Source organism: Cellulosimicrobium sp. AB352, assembly GCF_049538415.1.
GTDB lineage: Bacteria > Actinomycetota > Actinomycetes > Actinomycetales > Cellulomonadaceae > Cellulosimicrobium > Cellulosimicrobium funkei.
On the sequence record NZ_JBMVFX010000006.1, the window covers coordinates 100,602 to 116,943 of the forward strand.

General features: G+C 75.2%; 19 protein-coding genes and 1 pseudogene. 5 read left to right on the plus strand and 15 right to left on the minus strand.

The features are described 5' to 3' along the window. Positions 1 to 101: 101 nt before the first annotated feature. The 13 genes and pseudogenes from ACPCUX_RS06145 to ACPCUX_RS06205 form a co-directional block, all read right to left on the minus strand. The gene (locus ACPCUX_RS06145) at positions 102 to 785 is read right to left on the minus strand and encodes an SDR family oxidoreductase (protein WP_085387206.1); all 684 of its coding nucleotides are present in this window, start codon (positions 783 to 785) and stop codon (positions 102 to 104) included. A 111-nt stretch (positions 786 to 896) separates the two neighbouring features. Beyond that, positions 897 to 1,346, minus strand: a complete 450-nt coding sequence (locus ACPCUX_RS06150; protein WP_423388381.1) for a PASTA domain-containing protein — start codon at positions 1,344 to 1,346, stop codon at positions 897 to 899. 267 nt (positions 1,347 to 1,613) lie between these two features. After that, complete coding sequence (locus tag ACPCUX_RS06155) at positions 1,614 to 2,930, minus strand: NAD(P)/FAD-dependent oxidoreductase (protein ID WP_255179752.1); 1,317 nt, start codon at positions 2,928 to 2,930, stop codon at positions 1,614 to 1,616. Positions 2,931 to 3,146: 216 nt separating this feature from the next. Beyond that, positions 3,147 to 4,994: an AMP-binding protein gene (locus ACPCUX_RS06160; protein ID WP_423388382.1), complete on the minus strand. Its 1,848-nt coding sequence runs from the start codon at positions 4,992 to 4,994 to the stop codon at positions 3,147 to 3,149. Beyond that, positions 4,991 to 6,058 carry a hypothetical protein gene (locus ACPCUX_RS06165; RefSeq protein WP_034654380.1) on the minus strand — a complete coding sequence of 356 codons (1,068 nt, stop codon included), beginning with the start codon at positions 6,056 to 6,058 and terminating at the stop codon, positions 4,991 to 4,993. Before ACPCUX_RS06165 ends, ACPCUX_RS06160 begins: the two co-directional genes overlap by 4 nt. Beyond that, on the minus strand, positions 6,055 to 6,663 hold the full coding sequence (locus ACPCUX_RS06170) for an ATP-binding cassette domain-containing protein (RefSeq protein WP_034654382.1): 609 nt from the start codon (positions 6,661 to 6,663) through the stop codon (positions 6,055 to 6,057). The genes ACPCUX_RS06165 and ACPCUX_RS06170 overlap by 4 nt, the downstream gene beginning before the upstream one ends. Further along, on the minus strand, positions 6,654 to 7,688 hold the full coding sequence (locus ACPCUX_RS06175; RefSeq protein WP_255179748.1) for a peptidoglycan-binding domain-containing protein: 1,035 nt from the start codon (positions 7,686 to 7,688) through the stop codon (positions 6,654 to 6,656). Before ACPCUX_RS06175 ends, ACPCUX_RS06170 begins: the two co-directional genes overlap by 10 nt. Then, positions 7,681 to 8,310 (minus strand): hypothetical protein, encoded by a 630-nt coding sequence (locus ACPCUX_RS06180; RefSeq protein WP_034654385.1) that lies wholly within the window; start codon positions 8,308 to 8,310, stop codon positions 7,681 to 7,683. The genes ACPCUX_RS06175 and ACPCUX_RS06180 overlap by 8 nt, the downstream gene beginning before the upstream one ends. Before the next feature lie 89 nt (positions 8,311 to 8,399). Continuing rightward, a complete protein-coding gene (locus tag ACPCUX_RS06185) occupies positions 8,400 to 8,597 on the minus strand; it encodes a lactococcin 972 family bacteriocin (protein ID WP_198526275.1) in 198 nt (65 codons plus the stop codon). 171 nt (positions 8,598 to 8,768) lie between these two features. Then, the gene (locus tag ACPCUX_RS06190) at positions 8,769 to 9,182 is read right to left on the minus strand and encodes an ATP-binding protein (protein ID WP_081895951.1); all 414 of its coding nucleotides are present in this window, start codon (positions 9,180 to 9,182) and stop codon (positions 8,769 to 8,771) included. A gap of 59 nt (positions 9,183 to 9,241) precedes the next feature. Further along, a pseudogene (locus tag ACPCUX_RS06195) lies at positions 9,242 to 9,661 on the minus strand (phosphotransferase); the annotation flags it as partial. A gap of 36 nt (positions 9,662 to 9,697) precedes the next feature. Continuing rightward, the gene (locus ACPCUX_RS06200) at positions 9,698 to 9,985 is read right to left on the minus strand and encodes a hypothetical protein (RefSeq protein WP_009863765.1); all 288 of its coding nucleotides are present in this window, start codon (positions 9,983 to 9,985) and stop codon (positions 9,698 to 9,700) included. A 3-nt stretch (positions 9,986 to 9,988) separates the two neighbouring features. Further along, entirely contained in the window at positions 9,989 to 10,621 is a 633-nt protein-coding gene (locus ACPCUX_RS06205; RefSeq protein WP_423388383.1) for a class I SAM-dependent methyltransferase, read from the minus strand. A 37-nt stretch (positions 10,622 to 10,658) separates the two neighbouring features. On the opposite strand from ACPCUX_RS06205, the gene ACPCUX_RS06210 reads away from it, so the two are divergent. Both ACPCUX_RS06210 and ACPCUX_RS06215 read left to right on the plus strand, forming a co-directional pair. After that, positions 10,659 to 12,134: an FGGY family carbohydrate kinase gene (locus ACPCUX_RS06210; RefSeq protein WP_423388384.1), complete on the plus strand. Its 1,476-nt coding sequence runs from the start codon at positions 10,659 to 10,661 to the stop codon at positions 12,132 to 12,134. A 33-nt stretch (positions 12,135 to 12,167) separates the two neighbouring features. Continuing rightward, the gene (locus tag ACPCUX_RS06215; protein ID WP_081600313.1) at positions 12,168 to 12,908 is read left to right on the plus strand and encodes an MOSC domain-containing protein; all 741 of its coding nucleotides are present in this window, start codon (positions 12,168 to 12,170) and stop codon (positions 12,906 to 12,908) included. Positions 12,909 to 12,911: 3 nt separating this feature from the next. Here the strand turns inward: ACPCUX_RS06215 and ACPCUX_RS06220 are convergent, their stop codons facing one another. Continuing rightward, complete coding sequence (locus ACPCUX_RS06220; RefSeq protein WP_043659328.1) at positions 12,912 to 13,469, minus strand: PH domain-containing protein; 558 nt, start codon at positions 13,467 to 13,469, stop codon at positions 12,912 to 12,914. Positions 13,470 to 13,491: 22 nt separating this feature from the next. Then, complete coding sequence (locus ACPCUX_RS06225) at positions 13,492 to 14,139, minus strand: histidine phosphatase family protein (RefSeq protein ID WP_423388385.1); 648 nt, start codon at positions 14,137 to 14,139, stop codon at positions 13,492 to 13,494. Positions 14,140 to 14,573: 434 nt separating this feature from the next. Between ACPCUX_RS06225 and ACPCUX_RS06230 the strand changes: the two genes are divergently transcribed. From ACPCUX_RS06230 to ACPCUX_RS06240, 3 genes are all read left to right on the plus strand, one after another. Next, entirely contained in the window at positions 14,574 to 15,200 is a 627-nt protein-coding gene (locus ACPCUX_RS06230; RefSeq protein ID WP_423388386.1) for a DinB family protein, read from the plus strand. Positions 15,201 to 15,248: 48 nt separating this feature from the next. Beyond that, on the plus strand, positions 15,249 to 15,947 hold the full coding sequence (locus ACPCUX_RS06235) for a DsbA family oxidoreductase (RefSeq protein WP_021483014.1): 699 nt from the start codon (positions 15,249 to 15,251) through the stop codon (positions 15,945 to 15,947). A gap of 162 nt (positions 15,948 to 16,109) precedes the next feature. Continuing rightward, positions 16,110 to 16,289 carry a hypothetical protein gene (locus ACPCUX_RS06240; protein WP_021483013.1) on the plus strand — a complete coding sequence of 60 codons (180 nt, stop codon included), beginning with the start codon at positions 16,110 to 16,112 and terminating at the stop codon, positions 16,287 to 16,289. Positions 16,290 to 16,342 lie beyond the last annotated feature (53 nt).

Below are 16,342 nucleotides of genomic sequence, written 5' to 3' on the forward strand. Positions count from 1 at the left end.
CTGCGGCCGGCGCCCTGACCGGCCGGTGCACCCACGGGGCCGGGACCGTCCTCCTGCGAGGGCGGTCCCGGCCCCGTCGTGCGCGGTGCGCGGGCGGTCGGTCAGCGCTCGAGCGCCTCGAGCACCGGGGTGTCGCCCGCGGTGAAGCGGATGAACCGGCCTACGGTCGAGGGCGTGCGCAGCGCCTGGGCGACCACCATCGCGACGTCTGCCCGCGAGACGCGGGAGGCCGCGCCGTCGGGCACGTCGTCCGCGCCGTCGAGGCCGTCCGGGCCGTCGCCGACGACGCGGATCGCCCCGGTCGGGTCGTCGTCGGTGAGCGTGCCCGGCCCGAGGACGGTCCAGTCGAGGTCGGTGCCGCGCAGGTGGTCGTCGGCGGCGAGCTTCGCGTCGGCGTAGGCGAAGAAGCTCGAGTCGGGGTCGACGCCGTGGTCGGGCACCGACCCGATCCACGACACCATGACGTAGCGCGGCACCCCGGCCGCGACGGCCGCGTCCATGGTGCGACTGGCGGCGTCGCGGTCGACGGCGTAGGTGCGCTCCGGGTTCCCGCCGCCCGCCCCGGCGGACCACACGACGGCGTCGAACCCGTCGAGCGCGGCGGCGATCTCCTCGGTCGAGGCGTGCTCGACGTCGAGCAGGAGCGGCTCGCCGCCCAGCCGGCGGACGAGCGGGAGCTGTTCCTCGGCGCGCACGATCCCCGTCACGGTCGCGTCGTGGTCGACGAGGATCGGGACGAGCAGCCGGCCCACCTTGCCGTGGGCACCGACGAGGGCGATCTTCATGCGGCGGACTCCTGTCTGTGGAGGGTGAGAGTCCACCGTCCTCCGCCGTCGTCCGCGCCGCCACCCGGGGCGGCCCGGGCCCGGGTGCGCCGGGTCCCGGTCAGGGGCGCGTCACGGGCACTGCTTCGCGTTCGGGGCGGCGTCGAGCGTCACGGTCTGCGACGCGCGCACGAGGTCCCCGCCCTCCGGGTCCTGCGCGCACACCGTCCAGCCGTTGGCCGCGCCGGGCAGGGCGCCGGACCGCGCGTCGCGCGCGTCCACGACGACGACCGTCACCGCCCCGCGCTTCTCCAGGTCGGCACGCGCCTGCTTGAGCCGTGTCTCGATGAGGTTGGGCATGGAGAACGCCGGCTCGATCTCGACCGAGACCTCGACCCCGTCCGAGCTGCCCGGCTCACCGGGGCCGCCGGTCGGCTCCCCGGTCGGGTCCGGCGTCGGCTCGACGGTCGGCTCGGAGGTGGGGGTCGTCGTCGGCTGCGACGTGGGCGACGGCGACGGGTTCCCCGGCAGCCCGTCCACGCGGCACCCGGCGAGCGCGGTCACGGCCACGACGGCGAGCACGACCGCTCGTGCGCGTCGCGGTGCTCGCACGGCCCGCGGCCGCGCGCCGTCGCGCGTGCCGACGTCGTGCTTCCTGCTGTGCGTCCGGCCCGTCGTCGACGACGGAGCCGGGATACGTGCTACCACCACACTGCCCCCGGTTGCCCCCTGAAACTGCTTGCGCACTCGAGGGTACGCGACGGGCGCACGGTGCGCGGCCCGAGAGCCGGCACGCGACCGGAGACCTCGCGAGCGAGCCGTCGCCCGGCGCGGGGCGCTGTCGCCGTCTCAGGGGCGCCCGGGGCCGGTGCGCTTCGGCGGGCGCACGGTCGGCACGTCGCCGACGATCGGGATCGGCCGCCGGTGGAACGGGAAGCCGTAGCGCGTGACCAGGCCCGCGAGCGTCGTCAGGCGGTTGCGCGGCCCTATGAGGCCCATGATGTGGACGAACAGCCACGCGAGCCACGCGACGCCGCGCGTGAGCCGCAGCCTCCCGACGACCTCGGCGATGGCCGCGCGTCGGCCGATGACCGCCATGGTGCCCTTGTCGAAGTACCGCAGGGACGTCGTCGGGCGCCCGGCGAGCAGCGCCTCGATGTTGCGCGCGACCTGCTCGCCCGCCTGGATCGCGGGCTGCGCGAGCTGCGGCAGCCCGGCGGGCGAGATCGCGATGTCGCCCGCCGCGAACACGCCCGGCAGGCCCTCGACCTGGAGGTCGTCGCCGACGACGACGCGCCCGCCCTCGCCGCGCGGCAGTCCCCAGTCGTCGACCTCCTCGTGCGGGTGGACGCCCGCCGACCACACCGTGAGGTCGGAGCGGATGCGCGTGCCGTCGGTGAGGACGACGGCGTCGGGCAGCACCTCGGCGACCCCGGCGCCCAGGTGCAGGCCGACGCCGCGGCGGCGCAGCTCCTCCGCCGCGTACCGGCGCAGCTTCGGGTGGAACGACTTGAGCACCTCGCCGCCGCGCTGGACGATCTTCACCTCGAACGCGTCGCCGTGGATCTCCGGGTAGGCGGGTCGCAGGCCCGCGGTGCGGAGCTCCGCGAGCGCCCCGGCGACCTCGACGCCCGTCGCGCCGCCGCCGACGACGACGACCCGCAGGCCCTCGTCCTTGCCGGGGTTCGCCGCCGCCTTCTCGAGGCGGATGAAGAGCGTGTCCCGGATCTTCATGGCCTGGGACCGCGAGTACATGGGGAACGAGTTCTCCTTGGCACCGGGGGTGCCGAAGAAGTTGGCCGTGACGCCGTTGGCGACGACGAGGTAGTCGTAGTCGACCCACTCGTCGTTGAGGAGGCGGATGCGGCGCGCCTCGTGGTCGATGCCGACGAGGTGCTCGTGCACGACCCGCACGTTCTTCTGCTTGAGCCGCAGCCCGCGCAGGAAGTAGGTGACGTCGCCCGGGTTCAGGCCGCCCGTCGCGACCTGGTAGAGCAGGGGCTGGAACGTGTTGTAGACGCGGCGGTCCACGAGCGTCACGCGCACGGGCGCCTTGGCGAGCCCCTTGACGACGGCGAGCCCGGCGAACCCGGCGCCGACCACCACGACGTGCGGTAGCGGGGCGGCGGCTGCCGGTGCGGGGGCAGCGGTGACGGGCTCGGGCACGTGGCCTCCTCGGGGCGACGGGGTGGGAGAGCGCCGGTGCCCGCCCGACTGCGTCGCGGACGTCGCCGACGACGTGTGCCAGGTTACGGCGAACCCTGCCCCCACGCCGAACAGGCGCCCGGCCCCCGAGGGAGAGCCCCGGTCACGCGAGGTAGAGCTCCGGTCGGCGGACCGGGGCTCTACCTCGCGCGTTCGGCGTGCGGGTGTGCGTCGCGGTCAGGAGCGGTGGTGCTCGACGTCGTCGCGGCCCAGGAGGTCCTCGCGGACGACACGGCGCAGCACCTTGCCGATCTGCGAGCGCGGCAGCTCCGGCACGACGGCGAGCGTGCGGGGCAGGGCGTAGCGGGCGAGGCGCTTCTCGCCCCACTCGCGCACGGCGGCGAGGTCGACGCGCGGGGGCGAGGCGGCGTCGTCCGCGTCGTCGAGCACGACGACGGCGGCGACGTGCTCGTCGGAGCCGGAGCCCGGCACGCCCACGACGGCGACGTCCCGCACGCCGGGCATCCCGCGCAGGTGCTCCTCGACCTGCGACGGGTACACCTTGAACCCGCCGGTGACGATCATCTCCTTGATGCGGTCGACGAGCGTGACGAGGCCGGCGTCGGGGCCGTCGAGGGCCACGCGCACGACGTCGCCCGTGCGCAGCCACCCGTCGTCGAGCAGCTGGTGGGCGGTCTCCTCGGGCCGGTTCCAGTAGCCGCGGAACACCTGCGGGCCGCGTACGAGCAGCTCGCCGCGCACGGTGCGGACGCCGTCGTCGGACGGCTCGGACGGCTCGGCGTCGCGCAGGTCGCCGACGTCGAGCGCGTCGGCGTCGACGACGCGGATCTCGGTGCTGGGGAACGGGAGCCCGAGGGTGCCGGGGCGACGGTCGTCGGAGCACGGGTTGCCGAGCGAGATCGGCGAGGTCTCGGTCATGCCGTAGCCCTCGATGAGCAGGCCGCCCGTCGCGTCCTCCCAGCGCTGCGCCGTCTCCGCGGTGATGGGCATCGCGCCGGCGAAGGCCAGGCGGATCGAGGTGAGGTCGGAGCCCGCGCCCGGGGCGTCGGCCGCGGCGGTGACGACGCGGTCGAACATGGGCGCGACGCCGGGCAGGAACGTCGCGGGCCGCCGTGCCTGGGCGGCGACGAACGCCTGCGGGTCGAACTTGGGGAACGCGACGAGGGTCGCGCCGACGCGCGCGGGCAGGGTGAGGCAGAACGTCAGGCCGAACGCGTGGAAGAAGGGCAGCACGCCGTAGACGGTCTCGGCGCCCTCCTCGAACGACGCCCACGCCTGGCCCTGGACCACGTTGGCGACGAGGTTGCGGTGCGTGAGGACCGCGCCCTTCGGGGTGCCGGTCGTGCCGCCCGTGTACTGCAGGAGGGCGACGTCGTCGGCGGCGGGGTGGGGCAGCGCCGGGGGGAGGGCCCGCGCGCGCCGGACGAGGTCGTGCCAGTCGGGCACCCCGGCGGGGAGGGGTGTGCGCAGCGCGTCGCGCTGCGCCCGGGCCCGGGCGACGGGCAGACGCAGGGCGAGACGGCTGCCGCGCGGCAGGTCGCGCGCGATGTCGAGCCCGACGACGCGCCGCAGCCCGGGCACGTGGGCGCGCGCCTCGAGCACGGCCGGGACCGTCTTGGTCCACACGACCGCGACGCTCGCGCCGGAGTCGGCGAGCTGGTGGGCGAGCTCGTCGGCCGTGTACGTCGGGTTGTGCTCGACCACGACGCCGCCCAGCCGCTCGACGGCGTAGAACGCGACGACGTGCGAGGTCGCGTTGGGCAGCACGAGCGCGACACGGTCGCCGCGCCGGACGCCGAGGTCGTGCAGGGCGCTCGCGGCGCGCTCGACCTGCGCCACGAGCTGTGCGTACGTGGTGGTCGCGCCGAAGAAGTCGACCGCGACGCGGTCCGGCCAGCGCTCGGCCGCGCGGTAGAGAGCGGCCGTGACCGGCTCGTCGGGCACCGCGACGTCCGTCGGGACGCCGGGAGCGTAGCGGGCGGTCCACGGCCTCGTCGCCAGAGTGTTCACTACGCCACCGTAACCTACGGTTGCGTAGGTTGTGTGCGGCGTCGGTGTGGTCATCGGTCCTTTGCGTAGGCGAACAGGTCCTTCTCGCGCGTCGTGGCCAGGGCGACGGCGACGCCTGCCACGCCACCCGCCAGCACGGACAGGGCCACGCGCGCACCGAGGACCGCGCCGACCAGCAGGTCGCCGTCCCGGCCGAACCAGGCGAGGGAGAGCGCCATCCCGACCGCTACCGCCGGAGCGGTCCACAGGACCGACTCGAGCGACACGATCGTCCACAGGTCACGCCGTCGCATCCCGTCGTGGAGGGCCGTGGCGAGCTCCACCCGGCGAGCCCGTACGGCGACGAAGGCCACGACGGCAGCGATCAGCCCGACGAGGAGCCCTCCGAACCGGGTGACGCGATCGTGGAACAGCCCCGCGCCGTCGAGCCCGGAACCCAGCGTGGAGTTGAGCTGCTGCACCTGGGGGACGTCGTCGGCGTCGCCGCCCGGCCGGAGCACGGTGAAGAGGAGGGGGTTCAGCTCCGTGGTCATCGGCCACGCCTCGACCCAGCACTCGTCGAAGGGTGCGCGGTACCCGGTGACGCTCACCGCGAGATAGCCGTACCCGTCCCTCCGGCCGTCGCGAGGGTAGGCGTAGGTGCCCGCGAGGCGAGTCGTCCCGGTCGTCGCGGAGAGTCGGTCGCCGAGCTCGAGGCCGAGCGTCGCGACGGCGTCGTCGGTCAGGATCAGGCCCGGCCCACCGTCGGTCGTGGCGCCGACGACGGCCGGGAACCCTGGACTCGCGTCCGCGGCGGGCATGGGGGCACCGGGAAGGGCGACGGCGGTGACGGACTCGTCCGGTCGGACGGTGAGCGCACCCGCGGTGTGCACCCCGGGCAGATCGCGCAACGACTCGCACCGCGCGCCGTCGACCCGGCCCGGTGCTGAGATCGTGAGGACCGACCCACCCGCCGCCCGGAAGTCCGCGGCCTGCTGTTCGAGCGTCGCTGCGGTCGAGATCTCGGCGACCGTCGCGGTCACCACCAGGCCGATCAGCACCAGCGCCAGCGTGACGCAGCGTGCGGTGCCTGTGGAAGCGTTGCGCCACGCCTCGCGCAGGATCGAGCGCAGCCTCATGCGGCGGGGTCCAGCGTCAGGTCGACGTGGTCCGAGCAGGAGTCGCGGGTCGCGGCGTCGTGGGTCGCGACGACGATGATCGTCGCGGGCGAGCGCAGCGCACCGAGGGACGCGTTGACGGTGCGGGCGGTCGGCAGGTCGAGCTGCGCGGTCGGCTCGTCCACGAGCAGGAGCCCCGGTTCGGACGCGATGGCCCGCGCCAGCATCAGGCGCTGCGCCTCCCCGCCCGAGAGGCGGCGGAACTGCTGCTGCGCGATGCCGTCGAGCCCGAACCTGCTCAGGAGGTCGGTGGCTCGTCGCTCCGCCTCCCGGGGGTGCAGCCCCCGGACGAGCAGCGGGAGCGCGACGTGGTCGAGCGCCGAGCGTCGCGGCGTCCCGTGCGGGTTCTGGAACACCCACCCGGTCCGCCCGATGCCGTCCCGCGCGACGGTGCCCTCGCGGGGCTCCTCCCACCCGGCGAGCAGGCCGAGCAGGGTGCTCTTGCCCGACCCCGACGGACCCGTGAGCGCGTAGGTGCGACCTGGCCGCAGATCGAGGTCGAGCCCGCGGAAGAGCCAGGGGCGCCCGGGGAAGTGGTGCCCGAGGCCGCTCGCCGTCACGCGCACGCGGAGTCCGGTCGGGGCGACGTGTCGACGGCGGTCGGCGGGGTGCCGTCGAACAGGACGAACGTCTGCCCGAGCTCGGACCCGACGACCCGCAGCCTGTGGGGCACGGCGTCCGTGGTCACGCAGGTCGTCCCGTCAGGTGCCGTGATCACGGCGGACGGTGGGACGACCGACACGTCGACCGGTTCTGCCAACCGCAGCTGACCGACCGGCGCCTCGTCGCCTGTGCCTGCCTGCTGGAGCGAGGGCGCAGCGTCGAGCTGTGCGAGCAGTGCTGGGTCGGTGATCGGGTTCTGCGGCTCGACCGCGACGTCGATCCCGTCCACCCGGAGCGTGCGCGCCCCGGCGACGAGGTCGGACGGCGCGCCGTCGCGCAGCGCGACGCCTGCCAGCGTGCCGGGCGTCACGACGAGCTCCGCTCCGGCCTCGAGCTGGCTCCCTGTCGTGACCGAGCACTCCGCGACGGTGACCGAAGGTCCGGGGATCCAGAGGAGACGAGATCGCGGGACGGAGGTGAGGGCCGAGGGGTCGCCGAGGTCGTCGAAGAGTGCGTTGACTGCCCGCAGGGTCTTCGTGCCGAGCGTTCCAGTGGCCTCGACCGGGTGCCCCAGACGCGTCAGCTCCTCCTGCAGCGCCCGCACGTCGTTGCCCTCGGTGCCGACCGGAAGGTCCCGCCACAGCGGGAGCGTCGTCGCGAGCGCGACGACCGGTGCGTCGTCGAGCCAGAGCGGCGCGGTCCCGGACTCGATGGTCGAGCCGGGACGGCAGTCGAAGCGTGTGACCAGACCGCTACCGGGTGATGCCAGCCCCGACTCCTCGCCACGGGCGACGGCGAGCCGGACGGAGCGGACGTCGTCGAACGTCGCGGACCGGACCTCGAAGGTGGTGATGGGAGCGGGCGGTCGAAGGGCTGCGGGAACGGCCGGGGACGTCCACGCGGCACCGAGGACGACCCCCACGGCGACGAGCGTCAGTGCGCCGATCACCCACAGGCCCGCCGTGGCCGGGCTGCGACCCTCACTCACCGGCCAGGCCGAGCGGGTCGCTCGAGCACGACGTCAGCGCCTCGCGGAGCTCGGTCGACAGGGCGGCGAGGTCGGAGAACCGCCCCTCCGTGTCGGTGAGGTAGTCGTCTGCCGCGTAGCCCGCCGGTACGACCTCGCGACGGACCAGGCACTCCGCCATGATCGTCGGGACGTCGAGGTTGTCCGGGTTGGACGCCATGATGTCGTGCAGCGCCCCGACCGTGTCGGCGCCCGACTCACGCTCGCAGGTCTTCACGACCTCGTACGGGTCGCTCCCGTCCGGCAGGGGCGAGGCCTCGTACGACCCGTCGGGCTCGAAGCCGGAGAACGTCACGCCCTCCGCCTCGAGGCACGTGCGGAACTTCTCTTCCATCTCCGCGTACTCCGCGTCCGTGATCTCCTCGTCGGCGAGCGCCTGACGAGCGAAGTCGGACCCGGCGTCGGAGTAGAAGGCCGTGAACTCGGCGGCGTAGGGGCCGTCGAACGCGGGAACGTCGACGGCCGTCCCGTCGTCGACGCTCGACCCGACGGAACCCGGGGTGCCGCACGCGGCAAGGAGCGGGACGAGGGCGGCGAGAGCCGCCGCGGCGACGCGTCGCCGCGTCGACCTGCGAAGAGACATGATGCTCCGATCACTGCGGTCGTCGGGACGGGCGGGCCCGCGTGCTGCCGAGCGACGGCGTCCGGACGCTCGGCAGCACGTGAGTCGGACTACTTGACGTCGTAGTACGCCTTGTTCCCGAACCAACGGACCTCGTCCCACTGGTACGACCACTTCCCCGCGGAGACCCAACCAGAGCTGCGGAGCCCGTTCTCCCCGTAGGTCGAGGACTTGTGGACCCGGCTGCCGTGGTAGTAGTGCGACCAGACGTCCTTGGCGTCGGCGCCGTGGTCCCACGTGCCTCCCACGGACGGGTAGCTGATCGTCGCGCTGGCGGGGCCAGCCGCTCCGAGTGCGACACCCGCGGCGAGCGTGGCAGTGATGACCGCCGTCATGACCTTTCGCATCAATCCCCCCTCAGTGTTGATCGGCCGTCCGCAGTAAAGCGCCGAGGCGGGACGATTCATCGGGTATGTCCATTATCCGAGACGCGGAGACGCCGAGACCTCGTCGTAGACCTCGCCGGGGAGACGGACGGTCACGACGAGGCCGCCCTCGGGTCGCGCGGCGAGCGTGACGGAGCCGCCGTGGGCGTCCACCACGGCGCGGACGATCGACAGCCCGAGCCCGCTCCCCGCGCCGTCGCCGGTGCGCTCGCCGCCCAGCCGCCGGAAGGGCTCGAACAGGCCCGGGAGGTCGTCGGGAGCGACGGGCGGACCGGGGTTGACGACCTCGAGCACGGCGTCGCCGGCGGCGTCCGACCGCGTGGTGACCCGCACCCAGCCGTCGTGGCGGAGGTTGTAGCGCTCGGCGTTCTCGACGAGGTTGCGCACGAGCTGCTCGAGGAGCAGCGGGTCGCCGGACGTCGGTGCCTCGTCGCACGACGCCTCGATCCGGACGCGGGGGTCCGGGGCCGGTGCGCCGGGCGGCGGGGGTGGGCGCCCCGGTCCATGGACGACGGCGCGTCGGCGGGTGCCGCGACGTGCAGCGCCCGGAGGAAGCCCGCCAGCGCGTCGGCGGCGTGCTCGCCCCGGGTGATCGTCCCGTGGTCCAGCGGCTCGCCGGGGACCCAGGCCATGACCGTCCAGTGCCGGGGGAGACGCGCGGACGGCTCGCCGTGCCGCACGGGCACAGGGACGGGGAGCGGCAGGCGCGGGGCGAGCACGGGCAGCCACCGCCGCTCCTTGAGCTGGAGCTCCGGCGTCGGGTCCATGCGCTGCACCCGCACGGGCAGGTCGTCACCGAGGCGCCACATCCGGTTTCTCCAGCCGCCCGCGACCTCGCGGAGCGGCAGCCCGGCGAGGTCGGGGTGCTGCTCCGTCAGAGCCTCGCGGGCGAGGTCGGCGGTGATCGCGGTCTCCGGGGCGCTCATGCGCGCCCACGGTACCGACACGCCGTCGGGCGCTGCTCAGGCGGGGTGCCAGCGCGCGCCCCAGCGGCGGGTCAGGCGTCCGCCCGACGTCGCCGCGTGGGCCCGCACGCCCGCCTCCACGGCGTCCGCGACACCGTGCGCGGACGCGTCCGTGTCGGCGAGGAAGCGCACGGTGACGCGCGCCTCGCCGCGGACGACGCCGACGTCGTACGCCTCGACGGTCGTGAGGGCGCGCGCCGCGGCGGCGGCCGCGGGCAGCACGGCCTCGGGGTCGGCGCCCGGGTGCAGGAGGCCGACGGCGAGGGTCACGCGGTAGGACGGCACGGCTCAGGCCACGCCGGTCCGGGCCGCCGCGTCGCTGAGCACGGCCACGAGGAAGTCGGCGTCCGGGGTCCAGGGGCGCAGGTCCCACGTCGCGAGCGCCAGGTCGAGATGCAGCCCGGCGTCCGTGGCGTCGGCGAGGAACTGCTCGGGCGGGTACCCGCGAACGGTGCCGAAGCCCACGACGGCGCGGCCGCCGGGCGCGAGGTGGGCGCGGAAGCGGCGCAGCACCTCCACCTCGGTGCCCGGCGCGAGGAACGTCACGACGTTGCCCGCGCACACGACGAGGTCGAACGGCTCGGTGACGCCCTGCGCGGGCAGGTCGAGCTCCGCGAGGTCGCCCACGCGCCAGTCGGGGCCCGGGTGGTCGGTCCGCGCGGCGTCGATCAGGACGGGGTCCACGTCGACGCCCACCACGCTGTGCCCGCGCGCGAACAGCTCGGCGCCCACGCGCCCCGGCCCGCAGCCCGCGTCGAGGACCCGGGAGCCGCGCGGCAGCATGGCGTCGACCAGGCGGGCCTCGCCCGCGAGGTCGGCGCCCCGGGCGGCCATGGCCCGGAAGCGCTCGACGTACCAGGTGGAGTGCGAGGGGTCGGCGGCGGTCTTCTGCTCCCAGCGCGAGGGACGGGTGGCGCTCATGCCGCCGACGCTACCCGGGCGTGGGAGAGTCGGTCCCGTGACCTTGGTCCCCACCACCCTCGGCACCACCCTCGGCACCACCCTCGGCATCGACCTCGGGACGAGCGGGCTCAAGCTCGTCCTCCTCGGCCGGGACGGGTCGGTCGTGGCGGAGTCCGAGGCGGCGTACGACGTCGAGCACCCGCGCCCCGGCCGCTCCGAGTCGGCCCCGACGACCTGGACGACGGCGATCGACGTCGCCCTCGACGACCTCGCCGCCCGCGCGGCCGGGCTCGGGGAGGTCGCGGTGCGCGCGGTCGGCGTCGCGGGCCAGATGCACGCCGCGGTGCTCGTGGACGACGCGGGAGACGCCATCGTGCCTGCCGTCCTGTGGACGGACGCGCGCGCGGCCGACCGGCTCGACCGCTGGCGCGCGCTGCCCGACGCCCTGCGGGCGCCGCTCGCGAACCCGCTCGTGCCGGGGATGACGGGGCCCGTGCTCGACTGGTTCGCCGCGCACGACCCCGGAGCGCTCGACCGCGCGGCGCACGTGCTGCTGCCGAAGGACGTCGTGCGTGCGTGGCTCGTCGACGACGCCGCCCTCCCCGTCGCGACGACCGACCGGTCCGACGCCGCGGGCACGCTCCTGTGGGAAGTGCCCGCGGACGCCTGGGCGGCCGACGTCGTCGCGCACCTCGACCTGCCGGCCCGGCTCCTGCCGGGCGTGGCGCCGTCGGACGCCGTGGCCGGGACGACCGCCCGGCTCGCGCGGTGGTTCCCGGCGAGCGGGAGCGCGGTGCCCGTCGTGGTGGGCGGCGGGGACACCCCGGCCGCGCGGCTCGCCGTCGGGTCGCCTGGGCTGCACGTCAACCTCGGCACGGGGGCGCAGGTCATGGCCGCGCTCGACCGCCCCGAGCCCGTGCTCGACCCCCTCGTGCACACCTTCGCGGACACCGGCGCCGGCCCGGCCGCGCGCTGGTACCGCCTCGCGGCCGTGCAGAACGCGGGCCTCGCGCTCGGCTGGGCGCTGCGCGTGCTCGGGCTGGGCTGGTCCGACGGCCTCGCGCTCGCGCGGACCGTGCCCGACGGCGCGGGCGGCGTGACGTTCCTGCCGTTCCTCACCGGGGAGCGCGGCGGGGTCGCCGGTCCCGGCGCGCGCGGCGCGTGGACCGGCCTGCGCGAGGGCACGGGACGGCCCGAGCTCGTGCGCGCCGCCGTCGAGGGGATGGTGTTCGCGGTCGCGGCGGCGGTCGACCTGCTCGAGATGGCGCCCGGCGCGGTCGTCGTGACGGGCGGCGGGTCGCGCGACCCGCTCGTGCGCCGCCTCCTCGCCGAGGCGCTCGGCCGGCCCGTCCACCGCGTCGGGCTCCGCAGCGCGACCGCGGTCGGCGCGGCGCTGCTCGCCGCGCGCGGCACGGGCGACCCGGTCGAGCCGGTCGTCGCCACGGACGAGCCGGAGCTCCCGGGCCCGGGCCGGGCGGACGTCGTCGGGCACCTCGCGCGCTGGCGGGAGGCCGCCGCGGCCCTCGCGTGACGCACCCGGGGCCGACCCTGCGAGAATCGAGGGATGTCCACCGCAGCCGCCGTGACCACCGGGACCGCACCCGTCACGGACCTCGCCTCCAGCGCCCCCACGGGCGAGATCCTCGCGGTGTGCCGCGTGCACGCCCTCCTGCCGGACGCGGGGCCCGTCGGCGTCACGGCGATCGACAAGCGTCCCGTCACCGGACCGGTGAAGGTGCGCCGGCTCGGGCTCTACGCGGACCTGCAGGCCGACCGCGCGAACCACGGCGGCGAGGAGCAGGCGGTGTACGCGTACGGGCAGGACGACGCGGACTGGTGGGCCGGCGAGCTCGGTCGCGACGTCCCGCCGGGCCTGTTCGGCGAGAACCTGCGCGTGGAGGGCATCCCGGTCACGGAGGCCGTCGTCGGCGAGCGCTGGGCCGTGGGCACCGCGCTCCTCGAGGTCACCCAGCCGCGCACGCCCTGCTCGACGTTCGCGCGCCGCCTCGGCGAGGACCGGTGGGTCAAGCGCTTCACGGTCGCGAACCGCACCGGCGCGTACCTGCGCGTCGTGCAGCACGGCGAGCTGCGCGCGGGCGACGCGGTGACGGTCTGCTACCGGCCCGAGCACGGGGTGACGCTCGCCGACTGGTTCGGCGCCTGGAACGGGCGCGGCGCGGACCCCGAGCGCGCGGCCGGGCTCGCGCGCCGCCTCCTCGCCGCCCACCTCGAGGGCGACGTCACGCTCACGGACGAGCTGCGCGCCCGCGCCGAGATCGCGGCCGGACGCCGGATCGAGGACTGAGCGTCAGCGCTCCGCGCGGGGGATGCGCGGGCCGCGCCGGCCGCGGGGCGGCTCGTTCGGCGGCCACTCGCCGTCGTCGGAGCCGTCGTCGGCGGTGAAGAGCAGGTCGTGCAGGCGCACCTGGACGTTCTCGACGTCCGGCACGTCGTGGAGGTTCAGCCCGGGCTTGTCGGTCGCGTCCGAGATGACGAGGGTGCCGCAGCCGAAGATCCGGTCGATCGGGCCCTTCTCGTAGTTGACGTCGTTGATCCGGTAGAGCGGGATGTCGCGGCCGGTGCGCGTGATGATCCCCGAGCGCATGGCGATGCGCTTGTTCGTCACCGTGTACTCCGTGGTGCGCCAGCGCAGCCACGGCACGAACACCCAGACCACCGCCGCGACCAGCGCGAGACCCGCCACGACCCACCGGACGACGTCGTTCGGCACGAGCAGGACCGTGACCACGACGGCGGCGACCAGCACGAGCAGCAGCACGAACGGCCAGAACAGCGCCTTGGCGTGCTCCTTGAGCTCCATGACGACGTGCTCGCCCTCGGTGAGGTGCTTCTCGCTCAGTCCCATGGGCAGCATCGTGCCACCCGCACTACCCCTGCGCGGCCAGGTTCCAGCCCTCGACCGTGCGCAGCCCGTGCCCGTAGCCAAGGAGGCAGATCGCCGCGGTGCCGAGCTCGAACCGCGCGCCCAGGGCCGGGTCGAGCCCGAGCCAAACCGTCGCGAGGACGCGGAGCAGGTGGCCGTGCGCGAACAGCACCACGTCGTCGCCGTCCTGGAGCGTCGGCTCGACGCGCCCGAGCACCCGGGCGGCCCGCGCCGCCACCTCGTCGAGCTCCTCGCCGCGGTGCCCGTCCGGCGCCGCGAGGACGTTCACGCCGTCGCGGAAGAGCAGCCACTCGCGCCCGAGCTGCTCCCCGACCGCGACCGACGTGCGCCCCTCGACGGGCCCGTAGTCCCACTCGGCCAGGTTGTCGTCGGTCGTGGCGGCGGGGAAGCCCGCGAGGTCGGCGGTCCGGCGCGCCCGCTCCCGGGGGCTCGTGAGCACGACGGCGGGGCGCCGCCCCCGGCGGTCGGCCCACCCCTGGAGCCACACGCCGGCCGCGACGGCCTGCTGCTCGCCGGCGACGGTGAGCGGGACGTCCGAGCGGCCCGTGTGGCGCCCGCTCGCGCTCCACTCCGTCTCGCCGTGGCGGACGAGGACGAGCTGCGGGTCGGGGGAGGGGACGGTCGGGGTCACGGGGCGGCCTTCCTGCGCGGGGGTTCCTCAGCAGGATCACCCCGGCGCGCGGACGGCGCGCGGCGACAGCCCTGCCGGGCGGTGCCGGGCCTCGACCGGCGGGCGCGGTCGGGTCAGTCGGGGATGCCGTCGAGACCGTTCACCGTGAGGAAGACGACGAGCGCGCCGAGCAGGACGACGGCGAACCCGGTGGCGACGAGCAGGACGGTACGGGGGCGGACGCGCACGAGGACTCCGGGCCTGGGGGACGGGCGGGCCTCCCCATTCTCGCGCAGCACCACGGCGGTGCGGTCCGTGGGTGCGGCACCCGTTGACACGTCTGGCGGGGCCCGGCAGGGTGGCCGGACGCGTGGTCGGGACGACCGCGCGGACGAGGACGTCGGCGACCGCGCCGCGGCGGGACGCCGACGCGCCGGTCCGGGGGAGGAACCGCGATGGTGCACGAGACGGCGGACGGGCAGACCGCGTACGGCAGCCCGGAGTTCGACTGGTCGATCCTCACGGTGCCGACGGCGCTCGCCGTCGTGCGGGGACAGCTCGGCTTCTCGTGGCTCGAGCTGAGCGACCGGCTCGCGACGCTGACGCAGGCGGAGCTCGATTGGGAGCCGGGCCCGGACGCGCTGCGGGTCGTGCGGCGGGGGTCGGAGCGCACGCCGCGCACGCTCGGTGCGGGCGAGTGGGTGATGGAGTGGCCGGAGGGTCCGGACTCGCCGCAGCCGCGCACGGTGGCGTGGCTCGTCGCGCACCTCACCGAGGCGTTCTTCGAGCGCTGGGAGTGGACGTTCGGGCCGCACGAGCGGCGCCGGGACGCGGTGACCTTCTCGGGGGAGGTCGGGCCCGCCGTCGACGGGCTGCGGCACGAGGTCGAGCGGTGGCGCGCGGGCGTCGACGGCCTGCCCGAGGACGGAGCGTTCACGGTCGGGCTCGGCCAGGCGACGGAGATCGACGCGCAGGCACCGTTCGCCCACCTCGTCGCGCACATGAACCGCGAGCTCGTGCACCACGGGGCCGAGATCATGGTGCTCCAGGACCTGTACCGCGCGACGCACGGCACGGACTGATCGCCCGCCGCGGGAATCGCGCGGCCGCCCAGATGGTTGAAGCGTCACATGACCACGAACAGCCCGGCGCCGACGGACGCCGCCGCCCCCACGGTGAAGATCGACATCTGGTCCGACGTCGCGTGCCCCTGGTGCTACGTCGGCAAGCGACGCCTCGAGACGGCGCTCGGCCGCCTCGCGGAGTCGGGTGACGGGCCGCAGGTCGACATCGAGTACCACTCGTTCGAGCTCGCGCCCGACACGCCCGTCGACTTCGACGGCACCGAGGTGGACTTCCTCGCCGGGCACAAGGGCATGCCGCGCGCCCAGGTCGAGCAGATGCTCGGGCAGATGACGCAGCTCGCCGCGGCCGAGGGGCTGCGCTACGACTTCGACGCGCTCCAGCACACCAAGACGCTCACGGCCCACGAGCTGCTCCACCACGCGAAGGCGCACGGCAAGCAGGTCGAGATGAAGGAGCGGCTGCTCAAGGCGTACTTCGAGGAGGGTCGTCACGTCGGCCGGGTCGAGGAGCTCGCGGACCTCGCGGCCGAGGTCGGGCTCGACCGCGCCGAGGTCGTCGCGGCGCTCGAGGACGGGCGCTGGGCCGACGACGTCCAGGCCGACATCGACCAGGCGCGCGCCTACGGGATCAACGGCGTGCCGTTCTTCGTGGTCGACGGACGGTACGGCGTCTCGGGTGCGCAGGACCCGGCGGTGTTCGTCCAGGTGCTGCAGCAGGCGGTCGCGGAGCGTGACGCGGCCTGAGCCGCGGCGTCCCGGACCACATCGGGATGCGGCGTGGAAGCGACGCATCTCACACCCGGTGCGGTGGAACTGCGACTCGGTATCACCCAGACTGGACGCAGCCCGCACCGACGCCGGCCCACACGTGCACCGGCGCCCGTGAATCCCACGAGGAGGCCTCAGATGACGGACACCACCACGAACCTCTACCACTCCATCGCGAACCCGCGCCGCACGACGCTCATGACCGTGAGCGCCGCGGACGCCGCCGCCCCGCACCGTGAGCCCGCGCCGGGCCTCACGCTCGTGGGCGCCGACGACGCCGCGGTGTGCGTCGACGGGTCGTGCGCGCTCCCCGAGTAGCCGTGAGTGCGTGAAAGAGTCGCCGGAACGGAACGTTCCGGCGACTTTTTCCT

Bases quoted from the DNA above. Each gene is read 5' to 3' on its own strand.
- ACPCUX_RS06215 (WP_081600313.1), top strand. From the start codon at position 12,168: ATGTCCACCGCAGCCGCCGTGACCACCGGGACCGCACCCGTCACGGAC.
- ACPCUX_RS06205 (WP_423388383.1), bottom strand. From the start codon at position 10,621: ATGAGCGCCACCCGTCCCTCGCGCTGGGAGCAGAAGACCGCCGCCGAC.
- ACPCUX_RS06240 (WP_021483013.1), top strand. From the start codon at position 16,110: ATGACGGACACCACCACGAACCTCTACCACTCCATCGCGAACCCGCGC.
- ACPCUX_RS06160 (WP_423388382.1), bottom strand. From the start codon at position 4,994: ATGACCACACCGACGCCGCACACAACCTACGCAACCGTAGGTTACGGT.
- ACPCUX_RS06235 (WP_021483014.1), top strand. From the start codon at position 15,249: ATGACCACGAACAGCCCGGCGCCGACGGACGCCGCCGCCCCCACGGTG.
- ACPCUX_RS06230 (WP_423388386.1), top strand. From the start codon at position 14,574: ATGGTGCACGAGACGGCGGACGGGCAGACCGCGTACGGCAGCCCGGAG.
- ACPCUX_RS06180 (WP_034654385.1), bottom strand. From the start codon at position 8,310: ATGTCTCTTCGCAGGTCGACGCGGCGACGCGTCGCCGCGGCGGCTCTC.
- ACPCUX_RS06145 (WP_085387206.1), bottom strand. From the start codon at position 785: ATGAAGATCGCCCTCGTCGGTGCCCACGGCAAGGTGGGCCGGCTGCTC.
- ACPCUX_RS06220 (WP_043659328.1), bottom strand. From the start codon at position 13,469: ATGGGACTGAGCGAGAAGCACCTCACCGAGGGCGAGCACGTCGTCATG.
- ACPCUX_RS06165 (WP_034654380.1), bottom strand. From the start codon at position 6,058: ATGAGGCTGCGCTCGATCCTGCGCGAGGCGTGGCGCAACGCTTCCACA.